Origin of the sequence: Olivibacter sp. 47, from assembly GCF_030372825.1 — a bacterium.
Lineage (GTDB): Bacteria > Bacteroidota > Bacteroidia > Sphingobacteriales > Sphingobacteriaceae > Olivibacter > Olivibacter oleidegradans.
In genome coordinates this window covers 5,680,586-5,705,885 of the sequence record NZ_JAUCNR010000001.1, presented here as the reverse complement: position 1 = coordinate 5,705,885, position 25,300 = coordinate 5,680,586, and the positions used below count along the sequence as shown (strand labels likewise).

Sequence of the window (25,300 nt, the reverse complement as noted above, 5' to 3'; positions counted from 1 at the left end):
GCCACTTGCAGTGGCTATGGCTATGAGTCCGATGTGTTCGAACCAAAAAACTACTTTGCCGAAGCAGCCACTTGATTATGAACAGCAGGTTTCAATTCTATGAAATCGGCCATGATGTCTAAACTTTCATCTTCGATGAAATCGTTATCCATCCGGGGAAGCGCTTGTCCTTTTGCTATGGCCGGTAAGCCTTTTAGTTGCCGGCGAGCGTTTACACGATCTCTATTTTTTGCATCTTGATCTTCTCTTTCCTTCTTTAACTTCGTTTCCTGCAAGGATACAGAAGTCTCTCCTTCACGCTTATTGAACGCTTCGATATCGTCTAAAAGATATTTATATTCTGTAGACGTCTTCATCCGTTCATTATGCTTCTTTATCAGGACGGGTTTGATCGCACTTAAATCGGCATAAGGGTTATAAGAAGAAGATTTAATTTGGTCCCAGGGAAGAGCTGCTTTTTCTGAACTTTCTCCAAATTTATCTGCTGCATAAATCATAGGAAATTCTATATCAGGCGTGACTCCCTTATGTTGAGTGCTGCTTCCATTTATTCGATAAAATTTGAATGTTGTAAAATTTATTTGTCCGAATTTCGGGGCACCTTGAGGCATGCTTTCATCATTGGAAGCTTCATTCGTTTTATCTCTGGCACTCAACAACAACCTATCGGCACGGCTAATAAATTGATCCATGGCTACCGCACTTTGCACAGTCCCTTTTCCGTAAGACTGGGTTCCAATAATAATTCCACGTCCATAATCCTGGATTGCGGCAGCAAAAATTTCAGAGGCTGAAGCGCTGAATCGGTCGATTAAAACGCCTAGCGGCCCTTCCCAGCTTATGCTTTCATCCTCGTCGTTGTTAATTTCCACGCGATTGTTCGGGTCTCGAACTTGCACAACCGGCCCTGATTTAATAAAAAGTCCGGTCAATTCTACAGCTTCAATTAAAGACCCTCCACCATTCGCCCTCAGATCCATTAAAACCGCATCGACCTTTTCTTGTTTTAAGGTATCTAATATCCGCCGTACATCTCTTGTTGTACTCTTATAATCAGGATTTCCAGCTTGCATTTCTTTAAAATTCAAGTAGAATCCCGGAACTTTTATGACTCCTATTTTATACGTTTTTCCATCAGCGCCCTTAACCTCTTTCACTTCTTTCTTTGCTGATTGCTCTTCATCTACAATCTTATCTCTCACTAAGGATATTATTTTTGGAGCAGAAGTAAGTTCTTGGCCGGCGGGAATTACTTTCAATCGAACCGTTGTTCCTTTAGGCCCCTTTATTTTAGAGACTACATTACCAAGCCGCCAACCAACTACGTCTACAAATTCACCGTCACCTTGGGCCACAGCAATAATCCGATCATCTTGCTTTAGGGTTTTATCGCGAAAGGCAGGGCCACCAGGCACTATACGCATTACCTTTACGACTTCATTATCCATCATTAACTGCGCGCCTATTCCTTCAAACGAACGGGCCATACTCTCGTTAAAGCGCTGCGCATCTTCCGGAGTGAAGTAATTGGTGTGGGGGTCAATAGCGCCCGTAAAAGCATTCATCATAATTTGAAACGCATCATAATTATTAGACGTGTTTTCCTGTGAAAGCAAATTTTGGTAACGTTCTTTTAGCGTTTTTTTATTTTTTGTCTCCTCCCCTTCTTTTCCGGTACTACTCAATTTCAGATTTAAAAGATCGTATTTTATTCTTTTCCGCCAGCTTTCCTGAGCCTCGGCCTCGGTTTTGAACCAAGCAAGTTTCTCTCGATCGTAAACGAAAGACTCCTCTTTAGTAAAATCATATTTCTTGTCTATCTGGGAAATGGCGTATTTTAATTGCTCATTAAAGCGCTTTCTGTAAACATTGTAAATATGAAACATCGCGCTTAGATCACCATTCTTTAAATCATTTAACAAGACTTTACGATAAGGTTCAAAACTGTCGATATCCGATTGGAGAAAATAATTTTTCCCTTGATCCAGATTTTTCAAATACAGATCAAAAACGACGGATGACAGAGAGTCATCAAAAGGAACTTTTTTGTAATGCGCCTTTTCAAGCAGGGCGACTAAATCTTTGGTTATAATTTCTTGTTTGGCATTGGGCCGCAGAGCTCCTGAACCTTCATCCAATTTAACGCGCGGGTTAGCACTACAAGCAACTGCTGCAGCAATAAACAACGCCAAAAACAATTTTTTCAACATCTCTTGGAACGATTTAATATCCATTATTTATACGTAATACTCTCTTGGACAACGCTGTCCTCAAGGCTTTAAAATTATCAAAAAAAGAACCAAAAACCACACAGCAATATAGTATAAAACTATTTCTTTTGTAAATCATATAAATTTTACATTTATGCGATGCTATACTTTGTCGGAGGGCTTGTTACATGGAAGTATTCTGCATTACTGTCATGGTATCTTCTTTTGTTTTTGATACCGTGGCCTTTACATCGCTAGTGGGAAATAACCGATTTTTGATATGGTGATAAGCTGTTAAATATTCAGAGGCTTTTGTATAATTTTTTGTCTGCAAATACACATCCCCTAGATCATCATATATACGTAAGCTCAACATCTCATCACCTGCCTGTAAAGCATAAGCGGCTGCAGAAGTATAATCGGTGATGGCTAGATCATACTCCTTCAGTAATTTCTTTACTTTACCAAGATGGTATAAACTATACGACAAATCACGCTGACCATTACTTGCCAACGAAGCAACTTTTACAGCCTGAAGGTGGAACCACCTGGATTCGGTATATTTTTTTTCCAACAAATAAATGGCAGCCAAACTATTATAAGCACTCACACGACCGCTGGTGTTTTTCTCTTTTTTGTACAAAGGCAAAACTCGTTTAATGATATCATGCTGTGCTTCTTTAAATTGTCCTTTTCTAGCCTTCAAAAGTGCTAAATGCTCTAAGGCTATCGCCATGTTATGTGTACTGTTTGCCTTTAATGCAGCTTTACTCATTAGCTCATAATAGAGCAGGGCTTTATCGGTATTGTCCAGAAACTCATATAAGGCCCCTAAATTATTTGCAATAATAGCTTGTGCATGGAAGTCGTTAATCTCTCCCTTTATAGCAAAGGCTCGTTCAAAGCTACCAATAGCTTGTTCATAGCCCCTGTCTTCTACATATAAGAGCGCCAGCCGGTTTTGCAGATCTGATACCATCTCCATATTTCCAATTTGCAAATAGGACTGTAAAGAACGTTGGAGAGAATTCTGTAGATCGGCTCTATTTATACTTGTATGCGTGGGTAAAGGATAATACTGCCCGGTCTGCTGCAAAACAGCGCTGAGGCCTCTTTCTTCCAACCCTTTTGTAACGAAAACTGCAGCCATGCGCTTTTTGTCAAACTCTTCTTTCAGCAATTGCTCCTTGGTCTTTTCGGGTGGAAGTTCATATAAAACAGGGCCTATTCCTGAGAAATCTTTTACGGATACTGTGTCTGGCACAATCCCCCTATCACTTCTTCTTTTGGATAACTTGCCTTTTACCCCCGGTGAGAAACCCATTAATAGGCAAGAAACCAATGTATATTTAAGTATCTTTTGCACGTACGCCGTTTTTATTTATTTCCTATTATACAAACTTATATAAAATTGATTTGATTTGCAATTTTATGATATCCAAGACATAACCTATTTTTTCGACTTCTTTGTCGCAATGTTGGTATTGCTTTTAGATAAAAATAATAGTAGGTTTGCTAAAAAAGATGGCAACAACTCCTCCTTTGGCTGAGCGCATGCGCCCTGAAAATATAAATGATTATGTTGGTCAATATCATCTATTGGGCCCGGATGCTGTTTTAAGAAGATCCATTGAAAGTAACAATCTTCCATCTATGATTTTATGGGGACCTCCCGGGGTTGGAAAGACGACCTTAGCTTATATCATTTCGAAGCGTTTAAATCGCCCGTTTTTTAACCTCAGTGCAATAAATGCCGGGGTTAAAGATGTTAGGGAAGTCATTGAACAAGCGAACTTAAGTAAGGCCATGTTTCAGGATCAACCCATTTTATTTATCGATGAAATTCATCGTTTTTCAAAATCCCAACAGGACTCTCTGTTAAGTGCTGTTGAACGGGGACTGGTTACCTTAATTGGAGCAACAACAGAAAACCCATCTTTTGAAGTTATATCAGCATTACTATCCCGTTGTCAGGTATATACGTTGAAACCATTAGACGAAAGTGACCTTGTAACACTTTTACAAAAAGCCCTCGCTAATGATCCGGTCCTAAAAGAAAAAAAAATCATTATTGATGAACATGAGGCTCTTCTCCGAATTTCAGGGGGAGATGGCCGGAAGCTACTTAACGTATTGGAACTGGTTAGCAATGCTCTTCCTGAAGGTAACCATCATATTAATAACGAATTCGTGCTGAAACAGGTTCAACAGAACATGGCGCTCTACGACAAAGCCGGTGAGCAGCATTACGACATTATTTCCGCCTTTATCAAATCGATCCGAGGAAGTGACCCCAACGCCGCAGTATACTGGCTGGCACGGATGATTGAAGGAGGGGAAGACCCATCCTTTATTGCTAGACGATTGCTTATTCTGGCCTCCGAAGATATCGGCAACGCAAACCCAAATGCCCTGTTGCTTGCAAATAACTGTTTTCAGGCTGTAAATGTAATCGGATGGCCTGAATCAAGAATCATTCTTTCGCAAACGGTAACCTACATGGCCTCATCAGTCAAAAGCAACGCTGCTTATGAAGCGATTAACAAAGCACAGGCGCTTGTTAAACAAACGGGCGATTTATCGGTTCCTTTACATTTAAGAAACGCACCTACTAAACTGATGAAGAATTTAAATTATGGAAAGGAGTACAAGTATGCACACGCATACGATGGAAATTTTGTTGAACAAGAATTTATGCCTAAAGAATTAAGAGGTCAACAATTGTATGATCCGGGAAAAAACCCTTCAGAACAAAAGCTAAGGGAGCATCTACGGAAACTATGGAAAGATAAATATGGATACTAGTAGGCAACGACCTAACCTTTACGTCGCTAAATGATGCCTAAGGCTTCGCAGGCTTTTTCCGCAGCCAACTTTTCGGCATTTTTCTTATTATAGTCGCGCCCCGTCCCCCTGACTTCCCCGGAAATAATAGCTTCTACCGTAAATAATTTAGCGCTCTCTCCTTCTGCATTATTCGCTACTTCAAACAACACTTCGTTCCCCGTGGACTGACACCATTCAATTAATCGGCTCTTAAAATTTGTTTCGGTTTGCTCTAACAGGTGAATGTCTACGTGAGGCTTTATAATGCGGCTGAGAAGAAAATTACGGGTAAACATGTATCCCTTGTCAAGATAGACTGCTCCAATGAGAGCCTCAAAGGCATCGCCCAATAAAGAGCTCGATTTCCCGGGATATCCTACCATTTTCGAATCGTATTGTATGAGTTCATCGAAACCCAGCTTTCTGGCTAATTGGTTAAGATGAACTCTACTAACAATCTTTGAACGCATCTCCGTTAAAAAGCCCTCATCTTTATAAGGGTACATTTTAAACAAAAGCTCGGCGACAACTGCGCCTAGAATAGCATCTCCTAAAAACTCCAGCCGCTCATTGCTATTTTTTGTTCCTTTCTTTACCTGTACCGCAACCGATTTATGACGAAAGGCCATTTGGTAGAGGTATAAATTTCCCGGTATAAATCCGAGTAAATTTTTTAGTGCCCGAACGTATTTTCGTTTGGACGAGAGGTAGAGCTTATAAATGCTAAAAATAGACATTATTCATTTGGAAAATTTTCAGAATTCCATAGATATGATTCAGCGAAGCTTTCGAAAAGATACGTTTCTCAAGGCAGAAACACATTATTCTTCGTACTTCTTGAATATAACGGAGGCGTTATGCCCACCAAAACCAAATGTATTACTTAAAGCATAGTTGACTGTTCGACTTTGCGGTTTATTAAACGTAAAGTTAAGTCTGCTATCTAAGTTGGGATCATCGGTGAAATGATTAATCGTTGGAGGTATGATACCATTTCGGATGGCCAAAATGGAAGCGATTGATTCTACCGCCCCAGCCGCACCTAACAGGTGACCTGTCATAGATTTGGTTGAGCTAATGTTAAGCTCATAGGCATGAGCTCCAAAATGATCAAGAATGGCCTTCGATTCACTTATATCTCCTACCGGTGTTGAAGTACCGTGCACGTTAATATAGTCGATATGTTCATTAGAAATACGGGCATCTTTTATGGCATTGGTCATCGCTAGCCGCGCACCGAGACCTTCCGGGTGGGACGCAGTAATATGGTGCGCATCCGCACTCATGCCTCCACCGATCAACTCCGCGTAAATCTTTGCTCCACGTGCTTTTGCATGTTCCAAACTTTCAAGGATAATCGTTCCCGATCCCTCGCCGGCCACAAAACCATCCCGATCATTATCGAAAGGTCGCGACGCGGTAGCAGGGTCATCGTTACGTGTTGAAAGTGCATGCATTGCGTTAAAGCCTCCTATACCCGCTTCGTTGATAATGGCCTCTGACCCGCCACTAATAATAACGTCGGCATATCCTGTCCGGATATAATTGAGGGAATCTATCAGTGCGTGTGTCGATGAAGCACAAGCTGAAACGGTTGAAAAGTTCAACCCATGCAGTCCATACTTCATGGATATATGCCCAGGACATATATCCAATATCATTTTGGGTATAAAAAAGGGGTTGTATCTAGGTGTCCCGTCGCCTTTAGCAAAGTTACTTACTTCGTCTAAAAAGGTTTTCAATCCGCCAATTCCCGATCCCCAAATTACACCGATACGATTTGTATTTAACTTGTCAAACTCTAACCTGGCATCCCGTACAGCCTCTTCTGTAGAGGCAAGGGCATAATGAACAAATGGATCTAACTTACGAGCCTCCTTCCGATCCATAAATTGAGTAGGATCGAAGCCTTTTACTTCACACGCAAATCTTGTCTTGAATTTCTCTGCATCAAAATGCGTAATAGGAGCAGCTCCGCTTACCCCGTTGATCAAACCATTCCAATATTCAGAAACAGTATTACCAATAGGAGTAAGCGCACCTAATCCTGTTACTACTACTCTTTTAAGCTCCATTTATTCGATTGGCCTAATTTTTAGTTAGTTAACGTTTTTCTCTAAGTAAGCTACAGCTTGTCCAACAGTGCTGATGGTTTCAGCTTGGTCGTCAGGGATAGCTACGTTGAATTCCTTTTCAAACTCCATGATCAACTCTACGGTGTCTAATGAATCAGCACCTAAATCATTGGTGAATGAAGCCTCTGGTGTAACTTCATTTTCGTCAACACCTAATTTCTCAACGATAATTGCTTTAACTCTTGAAGCGATATCAGACATGATTTTTATGGTTTAATGTTTAATAAATCAGTGCAAAGAAAAATAAAATTCAGCAAAAATCAAACCTTTTTAAGTTTTAGGCCTAATTACTTTATTCTCAAAGACATTTTACCATAGGCAATTTGTTCAACTTAAGGCAGAAAATTACTTCCCTTAAACACTTGTTGTGCCAAGTGTCCTTAATAACAAATGATTTTTTGTTTTGTGTTAAGTATGTCAATTGCAATAGAATAGCAATTTATCTAAGTTTGCACCAAAGTTTTAGAAACATTGAATAAGCTGACATTAAAATACGAATTGGATATCGACTTCAATTTGGTGGCCATAACTTGCCCTTTAAAGGATTATCGGCTATGCTATTATATTAATAAAGTTACAGGATTGGACCTACACAAAATAGACGATCATGAAATTTGGCAAGACAATCAACATTCCTTTTATTTCGGAAGATACTACTATGAAGACAGCAATAATGAAATTTCCTACTACCTTTAAATAATAAAGGTCTCGAGGGGGGGGTACTCATTCCGGAGATGAAAGTCACGGATTTTTTCTTATTGATAAAAAATGCCATCGATGATGAGCTGCTGGAGTGGCAGATCGATCAGATAAATAATTTAAAAGAGGTAGTTGTAGCATCCGAAATAGATCCACATAAATTGAAATCGAGAGAAAATTTAGTATTTTAGCTTGAGAATGATTTTCTTACCTTTGCCCGTGTAACTTTTACACTATTGTGAATAAAAACAACGACTTTTTCCCGAGGGGGCAAAAGGTAATTAACAGAATAATAGAATTAACAACCATAAAGAACAACTATATTTCCGGTAAACCAAGGGCTTATAGTATGTTCAACGCCATTAAAAACTAGCAATAAAATGAAAAAAGTTCATAAGAGAACTAAAATTGTGGCCACTTTAGGCCCCGCTTCATCGCCAAAAGAAATATTAAGCAGCTTAATTGAAAAAGGTGTAGATGTCTGTCGTTTAAACTTTTCGCATGGTAGCCAAGAAGATCACCTCAAGGTTATTAATACGATAAAGGAGATTAACGCCGAAAACAATTTGAATATCGGAATCTTGGCCGACCTACAGGGCCCTAAAATACGTATAGGAAAAATGAAAGAAGGCGGAGCCATTTTATTAAATGGAAAACAGCTCCGCATTACTACTAAAGAAATGATAGGAAATGAAGAAGAGATCTATATTACCTATCAAGAATTTCCAAAAGACGTTACTGAAGGAGAAATCATCTTGTTAGATGACGGAAAAATTCAGCTTCGGGTGTTAAAGACCAATAGTGTCGACTCGGTTACCTGTGAGGTGGTACACGGCGGTGTACTGACATCCAGAAAGGGCGTTAACCTTCCTAATACAAAAGTTTCTATCCCCAGTTTAACGGAAGAAGACTTAGATAACCTTCATTTCGTATTGAACTATGATGTTGAATGGATCGGTATGTCTTTCGTTCGTACCGCCGAAGACATTCTACAATGCAAAAAAATAATTGCGGAGAGGGGCAAAACAGCGCGGGTCATTGCAAAAATTGAAAAGCCGGAAGCGATCGAAAATATCGACAGTATCATTGCCGCTACGGACGGGGTTATGGTTGCAAGAGGGGACTTAGGTGTCGAAATCCCAATGGAACAAGTCCCTCTATTGCAGAAAATGATTGTTCAGAAATGCCGCGATGCTTCTAAACCAGTGATTATTGCCACGCAAATGTTGGAAAGCATGATCACTACGCCTAGACCTACCCGAGCAGAGGTTAATGATGTTGCTAACTCTGTTTTGGATGGAGCTGACGCCGTTATGCTTAGCGGAGAGACATCTGTAGGTGAGTTTCCTGAAATTGTAATCGAAACGATGACAAAGATTATCAAAAACGTAGAGGGCACGGCTTATCCTTATTTTTCACCACGCAAGCCCGGGCATAATCCATCTACCTCCATTCCGGATTCAATTTGTGCATCGTCGGTTTACCTCGCTCAACAGGTAAAAGCAAAAGCGATTGTAGCAATGACCTCATCCGGCTACACGGCCTTTGAAATCTCCAGCCACAGACCGGATTCAGACATCCATATTTTTACCGGAAACAAATCGCTTCTTAATACACTTAGCTTACTTTGGGGTGTAAAAGGATTTTACTATGATGGGGAAGAAAGTACCGATTCTTCTATAGCAGATGTAAATTCTCAGCTTAAAGAAGCCGGGCTGATCTCTTCAGGCGACCTCGTAGTCAACACCGCCTCTATTCCGATCAGCGAAAAAGGAAGAACGAATATGATTAAAGTCACTGAAATCAAATAAGATAATAAACGCTCATTATTTAATGCATGAAAACATTAAATAATGAGCATTATCCTGTAATACCTTCAAGCTCACTTCTTATTTTCTTTATCCCCGCACTTACTTTGGCAGATTGAACTTGATCAAGAACGGTTACTTCAGTAGTTTTGTCTTGCTCTGACCGATAAATAACCAAAAATTCCTCATCGTTAATCAAAGCATCGTAAGGACCTTTGCCACTCATCAGCTTAACCAATACGGGCAAGCATTCAAAAAAGATGAATAATAACCCAATGAATGTTATCGCCCAGTAATTACTCGCATTCGTCTTCCCTGCATCACTGTATTTTAACTGTCCGAGGGCTTCATTCCTATCAGCAAAACCAGCTAGTTTCACGATGCTATCCAACTCCTTGGATGTCATTAGCTTTTCGTCAAGCAGGCCATCGATCTGCCTCCTTTCTTTTATAAAGCGCTCCTGAACGCTTATCTGTGAACGTAAATCCTCTTCTCGTCTCTCTCTTTCCTTTAACGCCTCCTCCTTTCTTTTGGCGTAAGGGCCATAGCCCATCATACCCGAAGTCTCAGCTGTTTTACTTCCAAATATTTCAAAATTTAAACTTTGACGATCGTGCTTAATCGTTTTCGAAAGGGAATCAAGTTCCGATTTTAGTCCTTCTAATTTAACGATATCACTATTGTATTTACGATCAAAGGAGCCATTTAATTGATCGATCCGTTGTTTTTGTCCATTTAGATAATTTATCTTAAGTTGTTCTCTTATTTCCTTATCAAATATTTTTAGCTCCAAAGGCCTGGAAATCACAATCCCAATCAATATCGCCAAAACTAAACGAGGTGCTGCTTGGAGAAACTGTTTAAAGGGTGTCGACATTTTATTAATTGTTGAAACGATGTAGCGGTCCATATTAAAAATAGCCGTTCCCCAAATGAGACCAAAGGAAATGGAAGCGAGTAAGGCATAAGTGCTTCCGCTAAAAACAAAATACAGCGCATAACTACCGGCGATAGCGGCAAACAAACCGGTAAAAAAAATCGTTGCCCCAATACCTGCATATTTGTTGTGCTCTGAGGGAGTTTTCAATAAGGTAGGTACGTGTACCCCACTACAAAACCAAAAAAATGATTAATCTTCCTCATAACTCCCTTTTAAATTATAGATATTGAAGCAAGCCTTCAAAAGCCATTCCTCTAGATGCCTTTAGAAGAACCGTCGTATTTTCAAGTGGTTTCTCTTGTAAAGCCTGCTTAGCCGCATCGAGCGATTCGTAATATTCTATATCATGTTCTTCTTGCCTTTGTCCGAAAAAGTTTCTACCCACAAAAATTTTTCGATAAAGCTTCATGCCACGTATGCGTTCGATCAAACGGCGATGTTCTGTCGGTGCTTCTTCACCCAACTCAAACATATCACCCAAAATTGATACCTTTTTCTCCGCATGAATACTTTCCAAATTATCCAGAGCCGCCCACATACTACTTGCATTGGCATTATAGTAATCACAAATAACGGTATTCTTTTCAGTCTGCGTGATCTGAGAACGATTATTTGTAGGGCTGTACGCTGTAATGCCTCGGTTAATTTCCTCGGGGTTCAATCCAAAATATAAACCTACAGCTACGGCAGCTAATACATTTTCCAGATTATAGGAGCCCGTTAAATGCGTAGGTACCACCTGACGATCGTAACCATATGCCTTAATACTGCTCCAACCTAAATTTAAAACGGGATTAACGGAAAGCAATTCGCCACTAATATTGTTCGATTTGTCTAAACCATAGGTTATGATTTGCTTGAAGGTTTTATTGTTGGCCATTGATAATAAATGATTATTATCTCCTTGTAAAAACAGAACCCCTTTATGTTCTTCCAGCCACTCATATAACTCGCCTTTAGCCTGTTTCACCCCCTCAAAACTTCCAAAACCTTCTAAATGCGCCTTCCCAACATTTGTAATCAGTCCGAGCTCCGGTTTCGCTATCCCACATAAAAAAGCGATTTCGCCAATATGGTTAGCACCCATCTCTATAATGGCAAGCTCAATAGCTGAATCAATAGCCAGCACACTCAACGGTACACCTATATGATTATTCAAATTACCTTTTGTAGCATAAACGTTAAACTTCTGCGACAACACCGATTGTAGAAGCTCTTTAGTAGTCGTCTTTCCGTTAGTACCGGTGACCCCTATAACAGGTATCTGCAGTTGATCCCGGTGATACCTCGCTAAATTTTGCAGTGTTTCCAGAACATTCGAAACCACTTCGATGCGTTCGTCAACAATGGGTACCGGCTCATCAACGATCGCTAATCTTGCACCTAATTCCAGCGCTTTTTCAGCAAATTGATTACCGTTAAATGTAGCCCCTCTCAATGCAAAGAAAATGGACCCGGGAAGAATATTTCTCGTATCCGTTGATATTTTTTGACATTCTTGAAAAAGCTTATAAAGTGTTGCAATCTCCATAAAAATGATTTTTGCGACTAATTTACATATTATAATATTGAGAATAATGACTCGCCTTATGAGGCTTTTTCACTTAAGTTGGCTATCTGATTAATTTTCAATATGGACTGAATCTGCTTGATGTTCTTCTTCCTTTTTCATCTCTGCTATGCATTTCAACCCTTCTTCCGTCATAATCCATTCTGTATAAGAGGCTCTATTTTCCTCGGGAAAATTTTCTCTACATTGCCAAACCGGCAAATTTCTAATATGGTTATCGGCTTCATTACTTAAAAATAATTTTGCGCCCACAGGTAACAACATTTTAATACTTACTCGCTGGTCGCGCATTAGTTCACCTTGTGGCAAGGTGGAGTTATTATCAAATACGATATGCTGTTCCTGCTGATTCACATTATAAATGATTCGTTCTGCTCGCTTCGCTGCTAGATCAAAGTTTTTCCCTCGGGCGTGAAACTCTTGAACGAGTTTTGCCGGACTGTTCGTCTCTCCCTTTATTATTTTAATATCGACCGAATTCATGTTTCGGAATTTACCTCTTTTTCGATTGGATTTTATAATAGTACCCAAAGAGTCCAGTCGATTCCCGCTGGAATCGACCTTTTTAATGACGTTGACATCGTTTACATCCACATAATATGCAGGGAAAGGGGCTAGTAAGCGCTCCTGAACAATGGAAGCATCCTCTCTGAAATCTTGTGCTGTTTGAATCGTATAATAGGTGAGCGTACCGGCGGCTACGAGCCATAGTACCAGGAGTCCGAATCCTACATAACTACCCGCTATTCGCCTATTAAATACAATACGGATGGCTAGTATAATAAGTGCCAACAGAGGGATCGCCAAACTGAAGAAAGCGGCCACAATGACAATACCCTTATAAGATTCAGGAACAAGATACAAGGGGAAATCCGGGTCATATAACCCCCCGAAGCCATCTCCGGTCCAATCTGGTATTGCCAGAATTAGGCAAACAAGCAACGCAACAATTCCTGCGCTTAACCCGAAAATGATAAGAGCGCCGATAACTTTTAAGAATACAATGAATGCTTTTGCAATAAAATTCGCAGCACCCTCCAACGAGTCTGCCGCCTTATTTAGGCCGGGTTTGATTCTTTCCCCGGCCATAGTAAAATTTCCGCGGAGGCCCTCCATTTCCTCTTCAAAATTCTTTTTGAAGTTTTGCAAATTCGGTGCTTCCCCACGCATCGCCATACGGTCGGCCCGGGTTTTTGCAATGGGTACAACAATCCAAAGTATAATGTATAAAAGGAAGCCCGTTCCGGCAAAAACAAACAAGAGTACCATTACGAGCCGAACCCATAATGTTTCGATATCGAGGTAATGCCCCAACCCGGAACATACGCCCCCAAATACTTTATCATCGGGATCTCTAAATAATTTGCGTGTTCCTGAGTAGCCTGACCCATAATACGATTGCCGCGAATAATCATAAGAATCACCGGCATTATCACTTTCAAAGTCGCTCACTTTTCCCATCTGTGCACAAACTTCTTCCACATCCTGCATCGTAATAACTTCTTTCTTTCCCGGAACAATCCGTTCGTTGAACATCTCTGCAATTCTGTTTTCAATATCTCCTACAATTTCCTTGCTGTCTTCCGTATAAGCAAAATGCTTTTTCACATCGATCATGTATGACCGCAAAGCATCGTAAGCATCTTCTTCAATGTGAAAAACGATGCCGTTTATATTTATTATTATTGTTTTATTCATGGTTAATCATTTATTAAAGGTTGACATCGCTGTTTTCTTCTGTATTTCTAGGTGCAGTGGATGTTTTTACTGCAAACACAAGCTCGTTCCAAGTTTCATCTAAAGCTTTAAGCACTTCTTGGCCGGCTTCGGTTATTTGATAATACTTTCTTGGCGGACCCGAGCTGGACTCTTTCCAGATATAGCTTAACAGCTCGTTATTCTTCAATCTGGTTAACAGAGGATATAGTGTACCCTCTACCACCAATAAGCGAGCCGCCTTGAGCTCATTGATGATATCTGAGGCGTATATTTCCCCTCGGGAAATAATTGACAGAATACAGTATTCCAGTATTCCTTTCCTCATTTGGGTTTGCGTATTTTCTACTATCATATAACAAAGATATATGTTTTGGTAGGTATTATGCAATACATAGTAGCTTGTTAAAGATATACTAAATTATAAATGACTGACAATCAACGACAAAAAATTAAAATACCGACAAAAACGCATGTTATCAGAAGCTATATCTTCGATTATTTCAGGTATTTCGTTTGGTCATTCTGTTTTGGCGGTTATCAAATAGTGTATTTTTAACACAATCCATTTGCTTTTTAATATTTCATCCAATACATTTACAAATTAATTCCTTATAAACAAAAGCATGATTAAAGCGGCTAACCTAAAGAAACTATTTATCGAAAAATTTAGTCAGAATCCATTAATCGTCCGCTCACCGGGCCGAGTAAACCTCATTGGAGAGCATACCGATTATAACGAAGGGCTCGTTCTTCCGGCGGCAATTAATAAAAATGTATACTTAGCTATTGCTAAAAATAACACGGATAAAGTTCGTCTTTATGCCATAGATCTATCCGATTCTTTTGAAACCACCGTTGATGCTATAAAAAAGACTGACAAACTTTGGCCGGATTATATTCTCGGCGTCATTGAACAATTGCAATTAAATAATTACGCCATTAATGAAGGATTCGATATTGCTTTCTCCGGAGATATTCCGCAAGGAGCAGGCTTATCGTCATCCGCTGCCTTGGAATGCGCTACCGCTTTTGCTCTAAGCACGCTTTTTGAGTTCCACATAAGTAAGCTGGATATCGCACTTCTGTCTCAAGCTGCTGAAAATCAGTTTGTCGGTGTAAATTGCGGCTTAATGGATCAGTTTGCGAGTGTATTCGGAAAAGAACAGCACCTTGTGAAATTAGATTGTGCAGATTACTCATACGAGTATATTCCTTTTAAGACAAGCGACATAAAAATATTGCTGCTCGATACGCAGGTTAAACACTCGTTAGCTTCCTCTGCCTACAACGAACGCCGCGAACAATGCGAAGAGGGCGTTCGGTTGATCAGTCGGCATCACCCCTCAGTTACCAGTTTGCGGCGCGCTACGGAAGAGATGCTTCTCAAATATGTAAAACCCGTTGACGAAATTGTATATCGAAGGTGTAGCTACGTGGTCGCAGAGATTGCACGTTTACAGCTAGCTTGTGAGGATTTGAAAAAAGACGATTTTAAAGCTTTCGGGCAACGTATGTTTGAAACGCATGAAGGCTTGGAGAAACAGTATGAAGTGAGTTGCAAGGAACTTGATTTATTGGTGCAGTTAGTAAAGGGCAATCAGTATGTGCTAGGAGCCCGTATGATGGGGGGGGGCTTTGGCGGTTGCACGATTAATCTTGTGAAAGCTGATAAAGCGGAGGAAGTGGCTCAACAAGTTGCTGCTGCTTATAAAGAACAAACAGGAATAGAGATTCCGTATTATATTGCTGAAATAAATTCCGGAACGAGTATCGTTGATTTAACACAAGCATCGTATGGCCAGGTATAAGCTTCCACTACTTAAAGATTTCAAAACAAAAGGAGACGATAAGAGTAGCGCGCTGATCATACTAAAAAATAACAGAGGAATGCAGGTGGCGCTTACAAACTATGGCGCGCGAATAGTAAGTATGATTGTTCCCGATAAGACCGGAAGTTCGGTAGATGTTGTTTTGGGCTTTAACAACATCTTGGATTATCTCCATGCGGATGAATTATATCATGGGGCTACTATTGGGCGATACGCCAACCGGATAAGCAACGGTACATTTGAACTTGGCGGAATACCCTATAAAATTGAACCAAATAACGGCCCTAATGCGCTACATGGTGGGAAAAATGGTTTTCACACAAAAATATGGGATCGAAGAATTAACAATCCCAATCAGGTGACCTTCTATTATACTTCTCCGGACGGTGAAGAAGGTTTTCCGGGAACACTCACCGTGTCCGTAGATTATCTATTGACAGATGAAAACGAGCTCCAAATAAATTATCGAGCAAATAGCGATAAAGACACTATTATTAACCTTACAAATCACGCCTATTTCAATTTGGATGGCGAAGGGTCGGGATCCATCGTTGATCATGTTGTTGAAATCGCAGCCGAAACGTTCCTTCCCATTAACGAGGTTCAAATCCCTTTGGGAGAGCTCCGACCGGTAAGCGATTCAGCTTTTGATTTCCGTAAACCGAAGCGTATATCCTCGGGCATATCAAGGGACGATGAACAAATCCAAAAGGGAGGTGGGGGATATGACCATACATTCGTTCTAAACGAAGCAAACAAAGACGGTAAAAAAGTCGCAGCTTCTGCCTTCTCTGAAAAGAGTGGGATTATGCTCGAAGTGCTTACCACCGAACCCGGGATACAATTTTATACGGGAAATGCGCTCACAGGAAAGGACAAAGGGAAATCAGGAAACCACTATGCCAAGCAACACGCGTTCTGCTTCGAGACACAACACTTTCCTGATGCACCGAACCAAGCACAATTCCCATCACCCTTACTAAAGGCAAAGCAGCCATTCCGATCACAAACAATTTATCGATTTCATGTGCAAAAATAAAAACACCATAAAACAAGCCCAATGAAAACCTTACACACTACTGACTACTTCGTTTTTTTATTCTATTTTTTGATCGTAGCTTTATACGGCTACTGGGTATATCAAAAAAAGAAATCACTCACTGCAGATTCCAAAGACTATTTCCTTGCTGAGGGTTCTTTAACTTGGTGGGCAATCGGCGCTTCGCTAATTGCTTCCAATATTTCTGCAGAGCAGTTCATCGGAATGAGTGGTTCGGGCTTCAAAATGGGCCTGGCGATCGCTGCTTATGAATGGATGGCCGCGATCACACTTATTATCGTCGGTATTTTCTTTATCCCGGTATATCTTAAAAATAAGATATACACCATGCCTCAATTTTTAAATCAGCGCTACAATAGTACCGTAAGTATCGTCATGGCCATATTCTGGTTGCTGCTCTATGTTGTTGTTAACCTTACTTCAATTCTGTATCTAGGCGCGTTGGCCGTATCCAGTATATCGGGCATCAATTTCACCGTGTGCATTTTCGCGCTCGCTATTTTCGCTATTATCATTACACTGGGCGGTATGAAAGTTATTGGGTTTACGGATGTAATCCAAGTGTTCTTTTTGATTCTCGGCGGACTGGCGACAACCTATATCGCACTCAATTTGGTAGCCGATCATTTTGGTGTACATGGAGCATTAAACGGTTTGGGACTTATGTATGATAAAGCTCCCGACCACTTTGAAATGATATTCGGCAAAGACAATGAAAACTACCTCGATTTACCCGGACTTTCGGTGCTCATAGGCGGTCTTTGGATCGTAAATCTGAATTATTGGGGCTGTAATCAATACATTACCCAACGGGCCTTGGGTGCGGACCTCAAAACCGCTAGGGGAGGTTTGCTATTTGCGGCAGGACTAAAGCTGTTAATGCCGGTTATTGTAGTACTGCCTGGAATTGCGGCTTATATACTTTATAAAGAAGGTTATTTTCAGGAAGAAATGCTTCAGGATGGAAGTGTAAATCCTGATCACGCTTATCCTGTACTGCTGAATCTTTTACCAACCGGTTTAAAAGGATTGTCTTTTGCCGCCTTGACAGCAGCAGTAGTTGCTTCTTTAGCCGGAAAAGCCAACAGTATTGCTACCATCTTTTCATTGGATGTTTACAAAAAGATTTTCAACAAAGAGGCTTCTGAAAAAAATCTGGTTAATGTGGGAAAAACAACCATTATCGTTTCCATGCTATTAGCCATCGTCATTTCACCATACTTAGGGATAGATAAAAAGGGTGGCTTTCAGTATATTCAAGAATATACCGGTTTCGTGTCTCCTGGAATTTTCGCGATGTTCATCTTAGGTTTTTTCTGGAAAAAAGCAACATCCTCTGCTGCAATGTTTGCAACTGTCGGCGGATTCATTCTTTCTGTCATTTTTAAATTTTTGCCGAACGTCATGGATCTATCTTTCTTGGCTCCATCCGGTTTTGCCGTCAAAAATGCAGAAGGTATTTATGAAATACCATTCCTTGACCGTATGGGCTTTGTTTTCATTATCTGTATAGCGGCGATGCTTATAATAAGCATCATCGAAAATAACCGTGGTGTTAAGCCAAAAGGTTTGGAAGTGGACACAAAAATGTTCCGCGTCCATCCGGGATTTGCGATAGGTTCTTTGTTAATAACAGGCGTTGTTGCCGCACTATACTTATTGTTTTGGTAATTAATTATCTTTGCTACGGGGCTTTACCCCGTAGCAAAAGTTATTTTTATAATGCATATTTTCCCATCCACATTCACGTTTCTAACGAGCTTACAACAAAATAATAATAGAGAGTGGTTTCAGGAGCACAAATCTGACTATGATTTAGCACATCAAAATGTTAAAGATTTTGTTGCCGAATTCATCCACACGCTATCGAAAATAGACCGTTATATTAGCGAGGATATTCCCGTTTCAAAATGCCTTTTTAGGATATATCGGGATACACGCTTTAGCAAAGATAAGACTCCCTATAAAAATTGGTTCGGTGCCGGTATATCTGTTGCCGGAAGAAAGCTGAATGGCCCGGAGTACTACCTCCATATACAACCGGGAAATTCATTTATTGCCGGTGGCTATTGGCGTCCGGAGAAAGAACATTTGGCGGCAATCAGACAGGAAATTGATTACAACGGCACCCAGTTTAGACAGATCATCAACGCCCCCAAGTTCACTAAGTTCTGTATTTTAAATAACGAAGATAAACTCAAAAAAGTTCCGGCAGGCTATGATGCTGACCACCCGGATATTGAATTTCTTAAACTAAAGAGCTTCACCGCCAGCAGCACCTTAAGTGATGCCGATCTCTCCGAGGATGATGGGCGATCCATTACTCGTTTATTGAATTTTGCGGAAGCTATGTATGACTTCAAGCTGTTTCTTCATCAAGCCTTAGATGAAGAGTAAGCTCATCATCGCAACTCCTTCAGGGCGTAATGTAACTTTTCAAGTTTAACGAGCATCGCTTCCGCTGCTTTTTCGTTCGCTTCAGTGGCAGCAAACGATTCCTCCTCATTAAGCTGTTTGGAAAAATTTGCGAGTAGCAATCCATCGAAAGGGAACATTTGTAGTGCATTGGTAACTTGCTTAAGCTGCTGAATCGCTCGTGTCCCTCCGGCTATACCTCCATACCCTACCATGGCGACCGGTTTATAGGCCCACTCATTAAAGAGGAAATCCAGTGCATTCTTTAAAGGGGCGGGCATACCATAATTGTATTCCGGTGTGACAAATATAAAAGCATCAGCAGCGTCGATCTTTGAGCTCCAATCTTTGGTATGTTGATGGGTGTATTGCTGCATTCGAGGATGTACCGGCTCATCCATAAAAGGCAGATTGACTTTCTTTAGGTCTATCAATTCCGTATCAAACATTGTATATTTCTTTGCTGTTTCATATATCCAATGGGCAACAGCATGCCCTTTTCTGCCATTTCTTGTACTTCCTAAGATAATTTTTAACCGAATCATAAGCCTTAATCTTTAAGGGATAACAATTCGATAGCTCATTTGTTGAAGCGCTTGTTTTCGAGCGGAGAAAGTAAATGCTCTAAGCCATTTAATTTGATTTCATACATTGTAGCAAGTAGAACACCCAATTTTCCCTTAGGAAAGCCCTGATTTCGGAGCCAAACAAGGTAGTGCTCGGGCAAACGGCTTATAGGCCAATCCTTATATTTTCCATAAGGCATTTTATAGACAACGAGCTCTTTTAATATTTCTCTATCAGATTCCATACGCTTAACGGGCTAATTCCTGAAGAAGCATAACAGCTTCATCCACGCTTTGAATTCTGTCGAATCCGATACGCAAACTTCCTTTTACTTCTTTTAGGTTACAAACCGATGGATTTTGCTGAACAAACTGCAAAACCTTTCCAAATCGTTCACTTTCAAAATACGGTGATTTTTTATTGCTAATGAAGTACCCCCGAAGCACGTTCTTTTTGTAGGATATCTTCTCAAAACCTATTTCTTTACCAAGCCATTGTAAACGAAGCGTATTTAGCAACTCCTTTACCGGCAATGGTACCGGCCCGAAACGGTCGGCCAAATCCTGCTCGAAAGACTCGATTTCATTTTCGGTCTTTAACGACGCCATTTGATTGTATAGATTATAACGTTCACCTACATTGGTTACATAAGAATCCGGAATGTATACCTCTAAATCCGTGTCTATTTGCGTAAAATTAACATATACTCTAGCCTTTTCCTCCTTAAACAACCCTTCAAATTCATCGTCTTTCAATTCTTGGATAGCTTCGTCCAAAATCTTATGGTACATTTCAAAGCCTATTTCTGCGATAAAACCACTTTGTTCTGCACCTAATAGATTTCCGCTTCCACGAATGTCCAAATCCCTCATCGCTACATTGAACCCACTTCCCAGTTCACTAAATTCTTCAATGGCGCTCAGACGTTTACGTGCCTCGGGTGTAAGGGTCGAAAGGGGAGGAGACAATAAATAACAAAAAGCCTTTTTGTTGGATCGACCCACTCTCCCTCGCATTTGATGTAAATCGCTTAGGCCGAACATATGCGCATGGTTAATAATAATGGTATTTGCGTTCGGAATATCCAAACCCGCCTCAATAATCGTTGTGGCCACCAACACATCAAACTCATGATTAATAAATTTGAGCATGACATCCTCTAAGGCATCACCTTCCAATTGCCCATGGGCAACACCACATCTTGCATTTGGCACCAGCTTAGTGATCAAAGCTCCCAATTGGCGAAGATCCTGCACCCGATTGTGGATAAAGAAGACCTGCCCGCCTCTATTAATTTCATAGGCCACAGCCTCTTGTATCAGTTTTTCATTAAATACATGCAATTCCGTTTGTACAGGTTGACGATTTGGCGGAGGAGTGCTTATGATGCTTAAATCTCTTGCTCCCATCAACGAAAAATGAAGTGTCCGAGGAATCGGCGTAGCAGTAAGCGTCAGCGTATCAACATTAACACGCAATTGCTTAAGCTTCTCTTTAACACCTACACCAAATTTCTGTTCTTCATCAATAATCAATAGTCCGAGATCCTTGAATTTCACATCTTTGCTTACCAGGCGATGCGTTCCGATCACAATATCAATTTCACCCTCGGCGAGTCGCTTCAACGTGTCCTTTATTTCTTTGCTCGTTTTAAACCGGTTGATATAGTCAATATTACAAGGAAATCCCTTTAACCGTTCGGAAAAGGTCCTGTGATGTTGTAATGCCAAAATTGTTGTAGGAACCAACACCGCCACCTGCTTACTATCAGCGACTGCCTTAAAAGCAGCCCGTACAGCTACCTCTGTTTTTCCAAAACCGACATCACCACATACGAGCCGATCCATCGGATGCGGTGCCTCCATATCTTTTTTTACATCGTTGGTCGCCTTTTCTTGGTCTGGTGTATCCTCATAAATAAAGGAGGCTTCCAATTCCGTTTGCAAATAAGTGTCCGGGCTGAAAGCATTCCCCGTTTGCGCTTTCCGTTGAGCATATAGCTTAATCAGATCGCGGGCAATATCTTTAACTTTTTTTTAGTGGTTCTTTTTAGCTTATCCCAAGTATCGGTTCCTAATTTATTCATTTTAGGAACAGTACCATCTTTACCCGTATACTTGCTAATCCGATTTAAGGAGTTTATATTAACATATAGCAGATCGTTGTCGGCGTAAACCAGGCGAATCATTTCCTGCATTTTGCCATTAACTTCTACTTTTTCCAAGCCCGCATATTTACCTATCCCGTGATCAATATGAGTAATATAATCGCCGGGTTTAAGGTCACGAAGTTCTTTTAAAGTAATCGCTTGTGACCGGGCATAGCCTTTTTTATGTTTATATTTATAATAGCGATCAAAAATTTGATGGTCCGTATAGCAAGCTAGTTTGAGCTCTTCATCGCTAAATCCTTCACGTAAGGCAATACTTATGGGAATAAATTTGACCGTTTTATCCAGATCATCTAAAATGGCAAACAACCTTTCGATCTGTTTCGGAGAGTCGCTAAAAATACAATTGGTGATTTTCTTCTCCTCATTTTCCTTTATATTGTGAATAAGTAGTCCAAAATCTTTGTTGAAAGAGGGCTGAGGTCGCTGATTAAATTGAATTTGATGATCAGCATCGTAGAAAAATTGCTTACCGAACTCAACTACCGGAAAATCCTGTAACAGGTTCGCAAGCATCTTTTCATCCGTGAAGCTGAATTTAGGATCGATCCATTCGGGGTTATGTTCTTTGTCCTGGGCCGATAAAGCGGACCAAAGTTTGCTGGCATTTTTGTATCCAGATTGCACAATGTCAAGGGTAAATTGAACATCTTTAATCCAGATGACGGCGTCACTATCGATATATTCCAGTAAAGAAATATTGTTCTCTGTTAGAAACTTCGCCTGCACATTTGGAACAATTGTTACCGTATGAATCTTATTAACAGAAAGTTGATTCTCTGTATCGAATGTGCGTATACTTTCCACAAGGTTGCCAAAGAACTCAATGCGATAGGGTAAATCATTTGAGAATGAAAAAATATCAACGATCCCTCCCCTAATTGCAAATTGTCCCGGTTCGTACACAAAATCCACTCGCTCAAAGTCGTACTCTATCAAAAATTCATTGATAAAATCGATATCCAACTTTGCATTAATGGATATTTCAAGTGTATTTTTACTTAGTTCAGTCCGGTTAATTACTTTTTCTGCTAGCGCTTCCGGATAGGTCACGATCATCTTTGGCAATTCCGAAGCGTGATTCAGCGTACTGAGGGTTTCTGCTCGCTGCAATACATGCGCACTATCCGCTTGAGTAAAATCAAAGGGTTTCCGATAAGAGGAGGGGAAAAAAAGAACCTGCTTATCCAGGAGGCCCTCTAAATCACTCAAAAAGAACGCTGCTTCCTCATAATCGGGTAATACGAAAATAAAAGGTCGTTCCTGCAGCTGATAACTCGAAACCGCCGTTATGGCGTCGGCTGATCCTATCAATCCCTTTAATTGAATTCTAGGCTTGGCTCCCTGAAGTGCTTTTGTAAACGATAAGACTCCTTTGTGTTCCTTATATTGTTGTAAAATATCTTTTATTGTCACTGTAATAAATTAAGAATAATCCTTCGGAAGCTACTCCGAAGCCTTTAATTGTTCCATATTTTTAACACTCAATCTCGACGAAATAGCAGACGCAGTCCCTGAAACTAGTAATACGGTCAGAAATACCAAAAGAAAATCAGACCATCGCATGGATACAGGATAAACGTCCGAGACAATGGTAGTTGTTCCCATACGTACCACACCAAACTTTTCCTGAATTATACAAAAGACTGCACCTAATAACAAGCCACCTAAACATCCCATCATGGAAATAAAGATTCCCTCTAAAAAGAAGATACGCTTTACCAGTCCATGTGGCGCACCTAAGCTATTTAATACCGCTACATCTTTTTGTTTATCGATGACTAGCATGGTCAATGATCCGACGATATTAAACGCTGCAATCACCAATACAAACGCTAAAATGAAAAATACCATCCATTTCTCACTATTTAATAACTTGTAAAGTCCCGGGTTTTGTTCCACCCGGTTTTTTATGTTATAGTTTTTTCCCAGTAACTTTTGAAGATCCTTCTGGACACGGTTCAAATCGGCCCCCTTTTTAAGGTTAATTTCAATCGCCGAAATTTCATCATATTCTCCAAGTACATCACGGGCAAAACCAATTGGAACAATGATAAGATCATCAAGCTCTTGTTGTGCTTTGAAAACCCCTGCAGGTGCAATATTCCGAACATTAAATTCATCAGCTGGGTTGAGAGCTGACCGGACCCCTTTCTTTGGTGAGAAAACTTCAATCTCTGCTAGAATACTATTTAAACTTATACCTAAATTAGTAAAAACGCCCGCTCCCAATAAGGCATAATTTATTCCGTTTTCGCTTAACACAAATGTTCCATCCCATAACAAGTTATCTGCCGGTCGATTTAGGCCATAAGATGGGTCAACACCTTTCATGTTTGCTATGTACTGGTATTCCCGATATCTTAGAAGCACCTTTTCTTGCAATACCTGGCTATAGCTTGCTATTCGCGAATCCTTTTTGATTTTTTCAAAAACAACCGTATCTTCTTTAAATACTTTACCGGAAGCTGGTTCAATCCGCAATTCGGAGGAAAAGGAGCTATACATACTTAATATCAAACCTTCTAGCCCATTATAAACCGATAAGATTACAATCAACGCACCACTAGCTACCAATACACCTACCATGCTGATGGCCGAGATGATGTTAATCGCATTAACAGATTTTTTGGAGAACAGGTACCGCTTGGCAATAAAGGTGGCAGTATTCATAACATTAAGTTACTTAGGCTCTAACAAAAGGATTACTGACCTTTTCTTCTCCTATATATGTTTCCGGGCCATGCCCAGGGTATACAATAGTATCATCCGGTAAGCTATACAGGTCTTCTTTAATATGCTTTAGAAGCAATTGATGGTTTCCTCCTGGAAGGTCTGTCCTACCGATACTTCTTCTAAACAGCACATCTCCACCGATAAGCAGTTTTTCCTGTTGATTATAGAAACACAAATGACCGGGAGAATGGCCGGGAGCAAAGATAAGTTGCAAGGAGGTGTTACCAAAGCTCACATTACCCTCCATTGGCAAAAAATGTTCTGGTATAGGCGACTGCTCATACCGTAAACCGAACATCGGCGCTCGTACTTGTACATCCGATAACACAGCCGCTTCATGCGCATGAAATTGGGGAAGTAGCCCAAATTCCTCATAAATCAACTTATTTCCTAGCACATGATCTACATGACAATGGGTATTCAATAACAAGGTGGGCTTCAGGTTATTCGATCTAATAAAATGAAGCACACTTTCTTCCTCCGCTGTCGTATACATCCCCGGATCTACTATGGCGCAGTTGTGCGTCTCATCATATAAAATATAAGTATTCTCGGCAAAGGGATTATTTTCAAACCTTTTTACGTATATCATAATAAACAAACTTAGATAAAATGC

Annotated in this window: 21 protein-coding genes and 1 pseudogene; 8 read left to right on the top strand and 14 right to left on the bottom strand. The window is 40.4% G+C overall.

All coding sequences use genetic code 11. The features are described 5' to 3' along the window. Positions 1–50: 50 nt before the first annotated feature. Positions 51–2,234 (bottom strand): carboxy terminal-processing peptidase, encoded by a 2,184-nt coding sequence (locus QT327_RS24690; protein ID WP_242627111.1) that lies wholly within the window; start codon positions 2,232–2,234, stop codon positions 51–53. 160 nt (positions 2,235–2,394) lie between these two features. Next, positions 2,395–3,576 (bottom strand): tetratricopeptide repeat protein, encoded by a 1,182-nt coding sequence (locus QT327_RS24685; RefSeq protein WP_013664651.1) that lies wholly within the window; start codon positions 3,574–3,576, stop codon positions 2,395–2,397. Positions 3,577–3,734: 158 nt separating this feature from the next. Here QT327_RS24685 and QT327_RS24680 point away from each other — a divergent pair, with 158 nt between their 5' ends. Continuing rightward, positions 3,735–5,015, top strand: coding sequence for a replication-associated recombination protein A (locus QT327_RS24680; protein ID WP_130854595.1), 1,281 nt, complete (start codon positions 3,735–3,737; stop codon positions 5,013–5,015). Positions 5,016–5,041: 26 nt separating this feature from the next. Here the strand turns inward: QT327_RS24680 and rnc are convergent, their stop codons facing one another. From rnc to QT327_RS24665, 3 genes are all read right to left on the bottom strand, one after another. Continuing rightward, positions 5,042–5,773, bottom strand: a complete 732-nt coding sequence (rnc, locus tag QT327_RS24675; protein ID WP_013664649.1) for a ribonuclease III — start codon at positions 5,771–5,773, stop codon at positions 5,042–5,044. An 84-nt stretch (positions 5,774–5,857) separates the two neighbouring features. Next, positions 5,858–7,111, bottom strand: coding sequence for a beta-ketoacyl-ACP synthase II (gene fabF / locus QT327_RS24670; protein WP_289554224.1), 1,254 nt, complete (start codon positions 7,109–7,111; stop codon positions 5,858–5,860). A 24-nt stretch (positions 7,112–7,135) separates the two neighbouring features. After that, positions 7,136–7,372 (bottom strand): acyl carrier protein, encoded by a 237-nt coding sequence (locus QT327_RS24665; RefSeq protein WP_013664647.1) that lies wholly within the window; start codon positions 7,370–7,372, stop codon positions 7,136–7,138. A 270-nt stretch (positions 7,373–7,642) separates the two neighbouring features. Here QT327_RS24665 and QT327_RS24660 point away from each other — a divergent pair, with 270 nt between their 5' ends. The 3 genes from QT327_RS24660 (at position 7,643) to pyk (ending at position 9,681) form a co-directional block, all read left to right on the top strand. Further along, entirely contained in the window at positions 7,643–7,867 is a 225-nt protein-coding gene (locus QT327_RS24660) for an IPExxxVDY family protein (RefSeq protein WP_502910541.1), read from the top strand. Between the two features lie 29 nt (positions 7,868–7,896). After that, entirely contained in the window at positions 7,897–8,061 is a 165-nt protein-coding gene (locus tag QT327_RS24655; protein ID WP_502910553.1) for an IPExxxVDY family protein, read from the top strand. 189 nt (positions 8,062–8,250) lie between these two features. Further along, positions 8,251–9,681 carry a pyruvate kinase gene (gene pyk / locus QT327_RS24650; protein WP_013664645.1) on the top strand — a complete coding sequence of 477 codons (1,431 nt, stop codon included), beginning with the start codon at positions 8,251–8,253 and terminating at the stop codon, positions 9,679–9,681. A 49-nt stretch (positions 9,682–9,730) separates the two neighbouring features. Here the strand turns inward: pyk and QT327_RS24645 are convergent, their stop codons facing one another. The 4 genes from QT327_RS24645 to QT327_RS24630 all read right to left on the bottom strand — a co-directional run bounded on the left by QT327_RS24645 (position 9,731) and on the right by QT327_RS24630 (position 14,259). Then, positions 9,731–10,765 carry a DUF4407 domain-containing protein gene (locus QT327_RS24645; RefSeq protein ID WP_289554222.1) on the bottom strand — a complete coding sequence of 345 codons (1,035 nt, stop codon included), beginning with the start codon at positions 10,763–10,765 and terminating at the stop codon, positions 9,731–9,733. A 70-nt stretch (positions 10,766–10,835) separates the two neighbouring features. Continuing rightward, on the bottom strand, positions 10,836–12,149 hold the full coding sequence (locus tag QT327_RS24640) for a UDP-N-acetylmuramoyl-tripeptide--D-alanyl-D-alanine ligase (RefSeq protein WP_289554221.1): 1,314 nt from the start codon (positions 12,147–12,149) through the stop codon (positions 10,836–10,838). 90 nt (positions 12,150–12,239) lie between these two features. Further along, positions 12,240–13,886 carry a PspC domain-containing protein gene (locus QT327_RS24635; RefSeq protein ID WP_289554220.1) on the bottom strand — a complete coding sequence of 549 codons (1,647 nt, stop codon included), beginning with the start codon at positions 13,884–13,886 and terminating at the stop codon, positions 12,240–12,242. A gap of 13 nt (positions 13,887–13,899) precedes the next feature. After that, positions 13,900–14,259, bottom strand: coding sequence for a PadR family transcriptional regulator (locus QT327_RS24630; RefSeq protein ID WP_013664641.1), 360 nt, complete (start codon positions 14,257–14,259; stop codon positions 13,900–13,902). A gap of 271 nt (positions 14,260–14,530) precedes the next feature. Between QT327_RS24630 and galK the strand changes: the two genes are divergently transcribed. The 4 genes from galK to QT327_RS24610 are packed head-to-tail and all read left to right on the top strand — an operon-like array spanning position 14,531 to position 19,193. After that, positions 14,531–15,715, top strand: a complete 1,185-nt coding sequence (gene galK / locus QT327_RS24625) for a galactokinase (protein WP_289554219.1) — start codon at positions 14,531–14,533, stop codon at positions 15,713–15,715. Further along, positions 15,702–16,775 (top strand): aldose epimerase family protein, encoded by a 1,074-nt coding sequence (locus tag QT327_RS24620; RefSeq protein WP_289554218.1) that lies wholly within the window; start codon positions 15,702–15,704, stop codon positions 16,773–16,775. Before galK ends, QT327_RS24620 begins: the two co-directional genes overlap by 14 nt. A gap of 21 nt (positions 16,776–16,796) precedes the next feature. Then, positions 16,797–18,467 (top strand): sodium/sugar symporter, encoded by a 1,671-nt coding sequence (locus QT327_RS24615; protein ID WP_013664638.1) that lies wholly within the window; start codon positions 16,797–16,799, stop codon positions 18,465–18,467. A gap of 51 nt (positions 18,468–18,518) precedes the next feature. Beyond that, the gene (locus QT327_RS24610) at positions 18,519–19,193 is read left to right on the top strand and encodes a DUF2461 domain-containing protein (protein WP_130854601.1); all 675 of its coding nucleotides are present in this window, start codon (positions 18,519–18,521) and stop codon (positions 19,191–19,193) included. Positions 19,194–19,198: 5 nt separating this feature from the next. On the opposite strand, the gene QT327_RS24605 is transcribed toward QT327_RS24610, so the two are convergent. From QT327_RS24605 to QT327_RS24585, 5 genes and pseudogenes are all read right to left on the bottom strand, one after another. Continuing rightward, the gene (locus tag QT327_RS24605; RefSeq protein WP_289554217.1) at positions 19,199–19,756 is read right to left on the bottom strand and encodes an NADPH-dependent FMN reductase; all 558 of its coding nucleotides are present in this window, start codon (positions 19,754–19,756) and stop codon (positions 19,199–19,201) included. 35 nt (positions 19,757–19,791) lie between these two features. Further along, positions 19,792–20,022 carry a DUF3820 family protein gene (locus tag QT327_RS24600; protein WP_013664635.1) on the bottom strand — a complete coding sequence of 77 codons (231 nt, stop codon included), beginning with the start codon at positions 20,020–20,022 and terminating at the stop codon, positions 19,792–19,794. 4 nt (positions 20,023–20,026) lie between these two features. Beyond that, a pseudogene (mfd, locus tag QT327_RS24595) lies at positions 20,027–23,364 on the bottom strand (transcription-repair coupling factor). Positions 23,365–23,394: 30 nt separating this feature from the next. Next, positions 23,395–24,621: an FtsX-like permease family protein gene (locus QT327_RS24590; protein ID WP_289554216.1), complete on the bottom strand. Its 1,227-nt coding sequence runs from the start codon at positions 24,619–24,621 to the stop codon at positions 23,395–23,397. Positions 24,622–24,634: 13 nt separating this feature from the next. Continuing rightward, positions 24,635–25,276 carry an MBL fold metallo-hydrolase gene (locus QT327_RS24585; RefSeq protein ID WP_130854605.1) on the bottom strand — a complete coding sequence of 214 codons (642 nt, stop codon included), beginning with the start codon at positions 25,274–25,276 and terminating at the stop codon, positions 24,635–24,637. Positions 25,277–25,300: the final 24 nt, after the last annotated feature.

Excerpts from the sequence above, each read along its gene's own strand:
- pyk (WP_013664645.1), top strand. The coding sequence starts at position 8,251 with ATGAAAAAAGTTCATAAGAGAACTAAAATTGTGGCCACTTTAGGCCCC.
- QT327_RS24610 (WP_130854601.1), top strand. The coding sequence starts at position 18,519 with ATGCATATTTTCCCATCCACATTCACGTTTCTAACGAGCTTACAACAA.
- rnc (WP_013664649.1), bottom strand. The coding sequence starts at position 5,773 with ATGTCTATTTTTAGCATTTATAAGCTCTACCTCTCGTCCAAACGAAAA.
- QT327_RS24630 (WP_013664641.1), bottom strand. The coding sequence starts at position 14,259 with ATGATAGTAGAAAATACGCAAACCCAAATGAGGAAAGGAATACTGGAA.
- QT327_RS24620 (WP_289554218.1), top strand. The coding sequence starts at position 15,702 with ATGGCCAGGTATAAGCTTCCACTACTTAAAGATTTCAAAACAAAAGGA.
- QT327_RS24690 (WP_242627111.1), bottom strand. The coding sequence starts at position 2,234 with ATGGATATTAAATCGTTCCAAGAGATGTTGAAAAAATTGTTTTTGGCG.
- fabF (WP_289554224.1), bottom strand. The coding sequence starts at position 7,111 with ATGGAGCTTAAAAGAGTAGTAGTAACAGGATTAGGTGCGCTTACTCCT.
- galK (WP_289554219.1), top strand. The coding sequence starts at position 14,531 with ATGATTAAAGCGGCTAACCTAAAGAAACTATTTATCGAAAAATTTAGT.
- QT327_RS24635 (WP_289554220.1), bottom strand. The coding sequence starts at position 13,886 with ATGAATAAAACAATAATAATAAATATAAACGGCATCGTTTTTCACATT.
- QT327_RS24585 (WP_130854605.1), bottom strand. The coding sequence starts at position 25,276 with ATGATATACGTAAAAAGGTTTGAAAATAATCCCTTTGCCGAGAATACT.
- QT327_RS24590 (WP_289554216.1), bottom strand. The coding sequence starts at position 24,621 with ATGAATACTGCCACCTTTATTGCCAAGCGGTACCTGTTCTCCAAAAAA.
- QT327_RS24680 (WP_130854595.1), top strand. The coding sequence starts at position 3,735 with ATGGCAACAACTCCTCCTTTGGCTGAGCGCATGCGCCCTGAAAATATA.
- QT327_RS24600 (WP_013664635.1), bottom strand. The coding sequence starts at position 20,022 with ATGGAATCTGATAGAGAAATATTAAAAGAGCTCGTTGTCTATAAAATG.
- QT327_RS24640 (WP_289554221.1), bottom strand. The coding sequence starts at position 12,149 with ATGGAGATTGCAACACTTTATAAGCTTTTTCAAGAATGTCAAAAAATA.
- QT327_RS24665 (WP_013664647.1), bottom strand. The coding sequence starts at position 7,372 with ATGTCTGATATCGCTTCAAGAGTTAAAGCAATTATCGTTGAGAAATTA.
- QT327_RS24605 (WP_289554217.1), bottom strand. The coding sequence starts at position 19,756 with ATGATTCGGTTAAAAATTATCTTAGGAAGTACAAGAAATGGCAGAAAA.
- QT327_RS24615 (WP_013664638.1), top strand. The coding sequence starts at position 16,797 with ATGAAAACCTTACACACTACTGACTACTTCGTTTTTTTATTCTATTTT.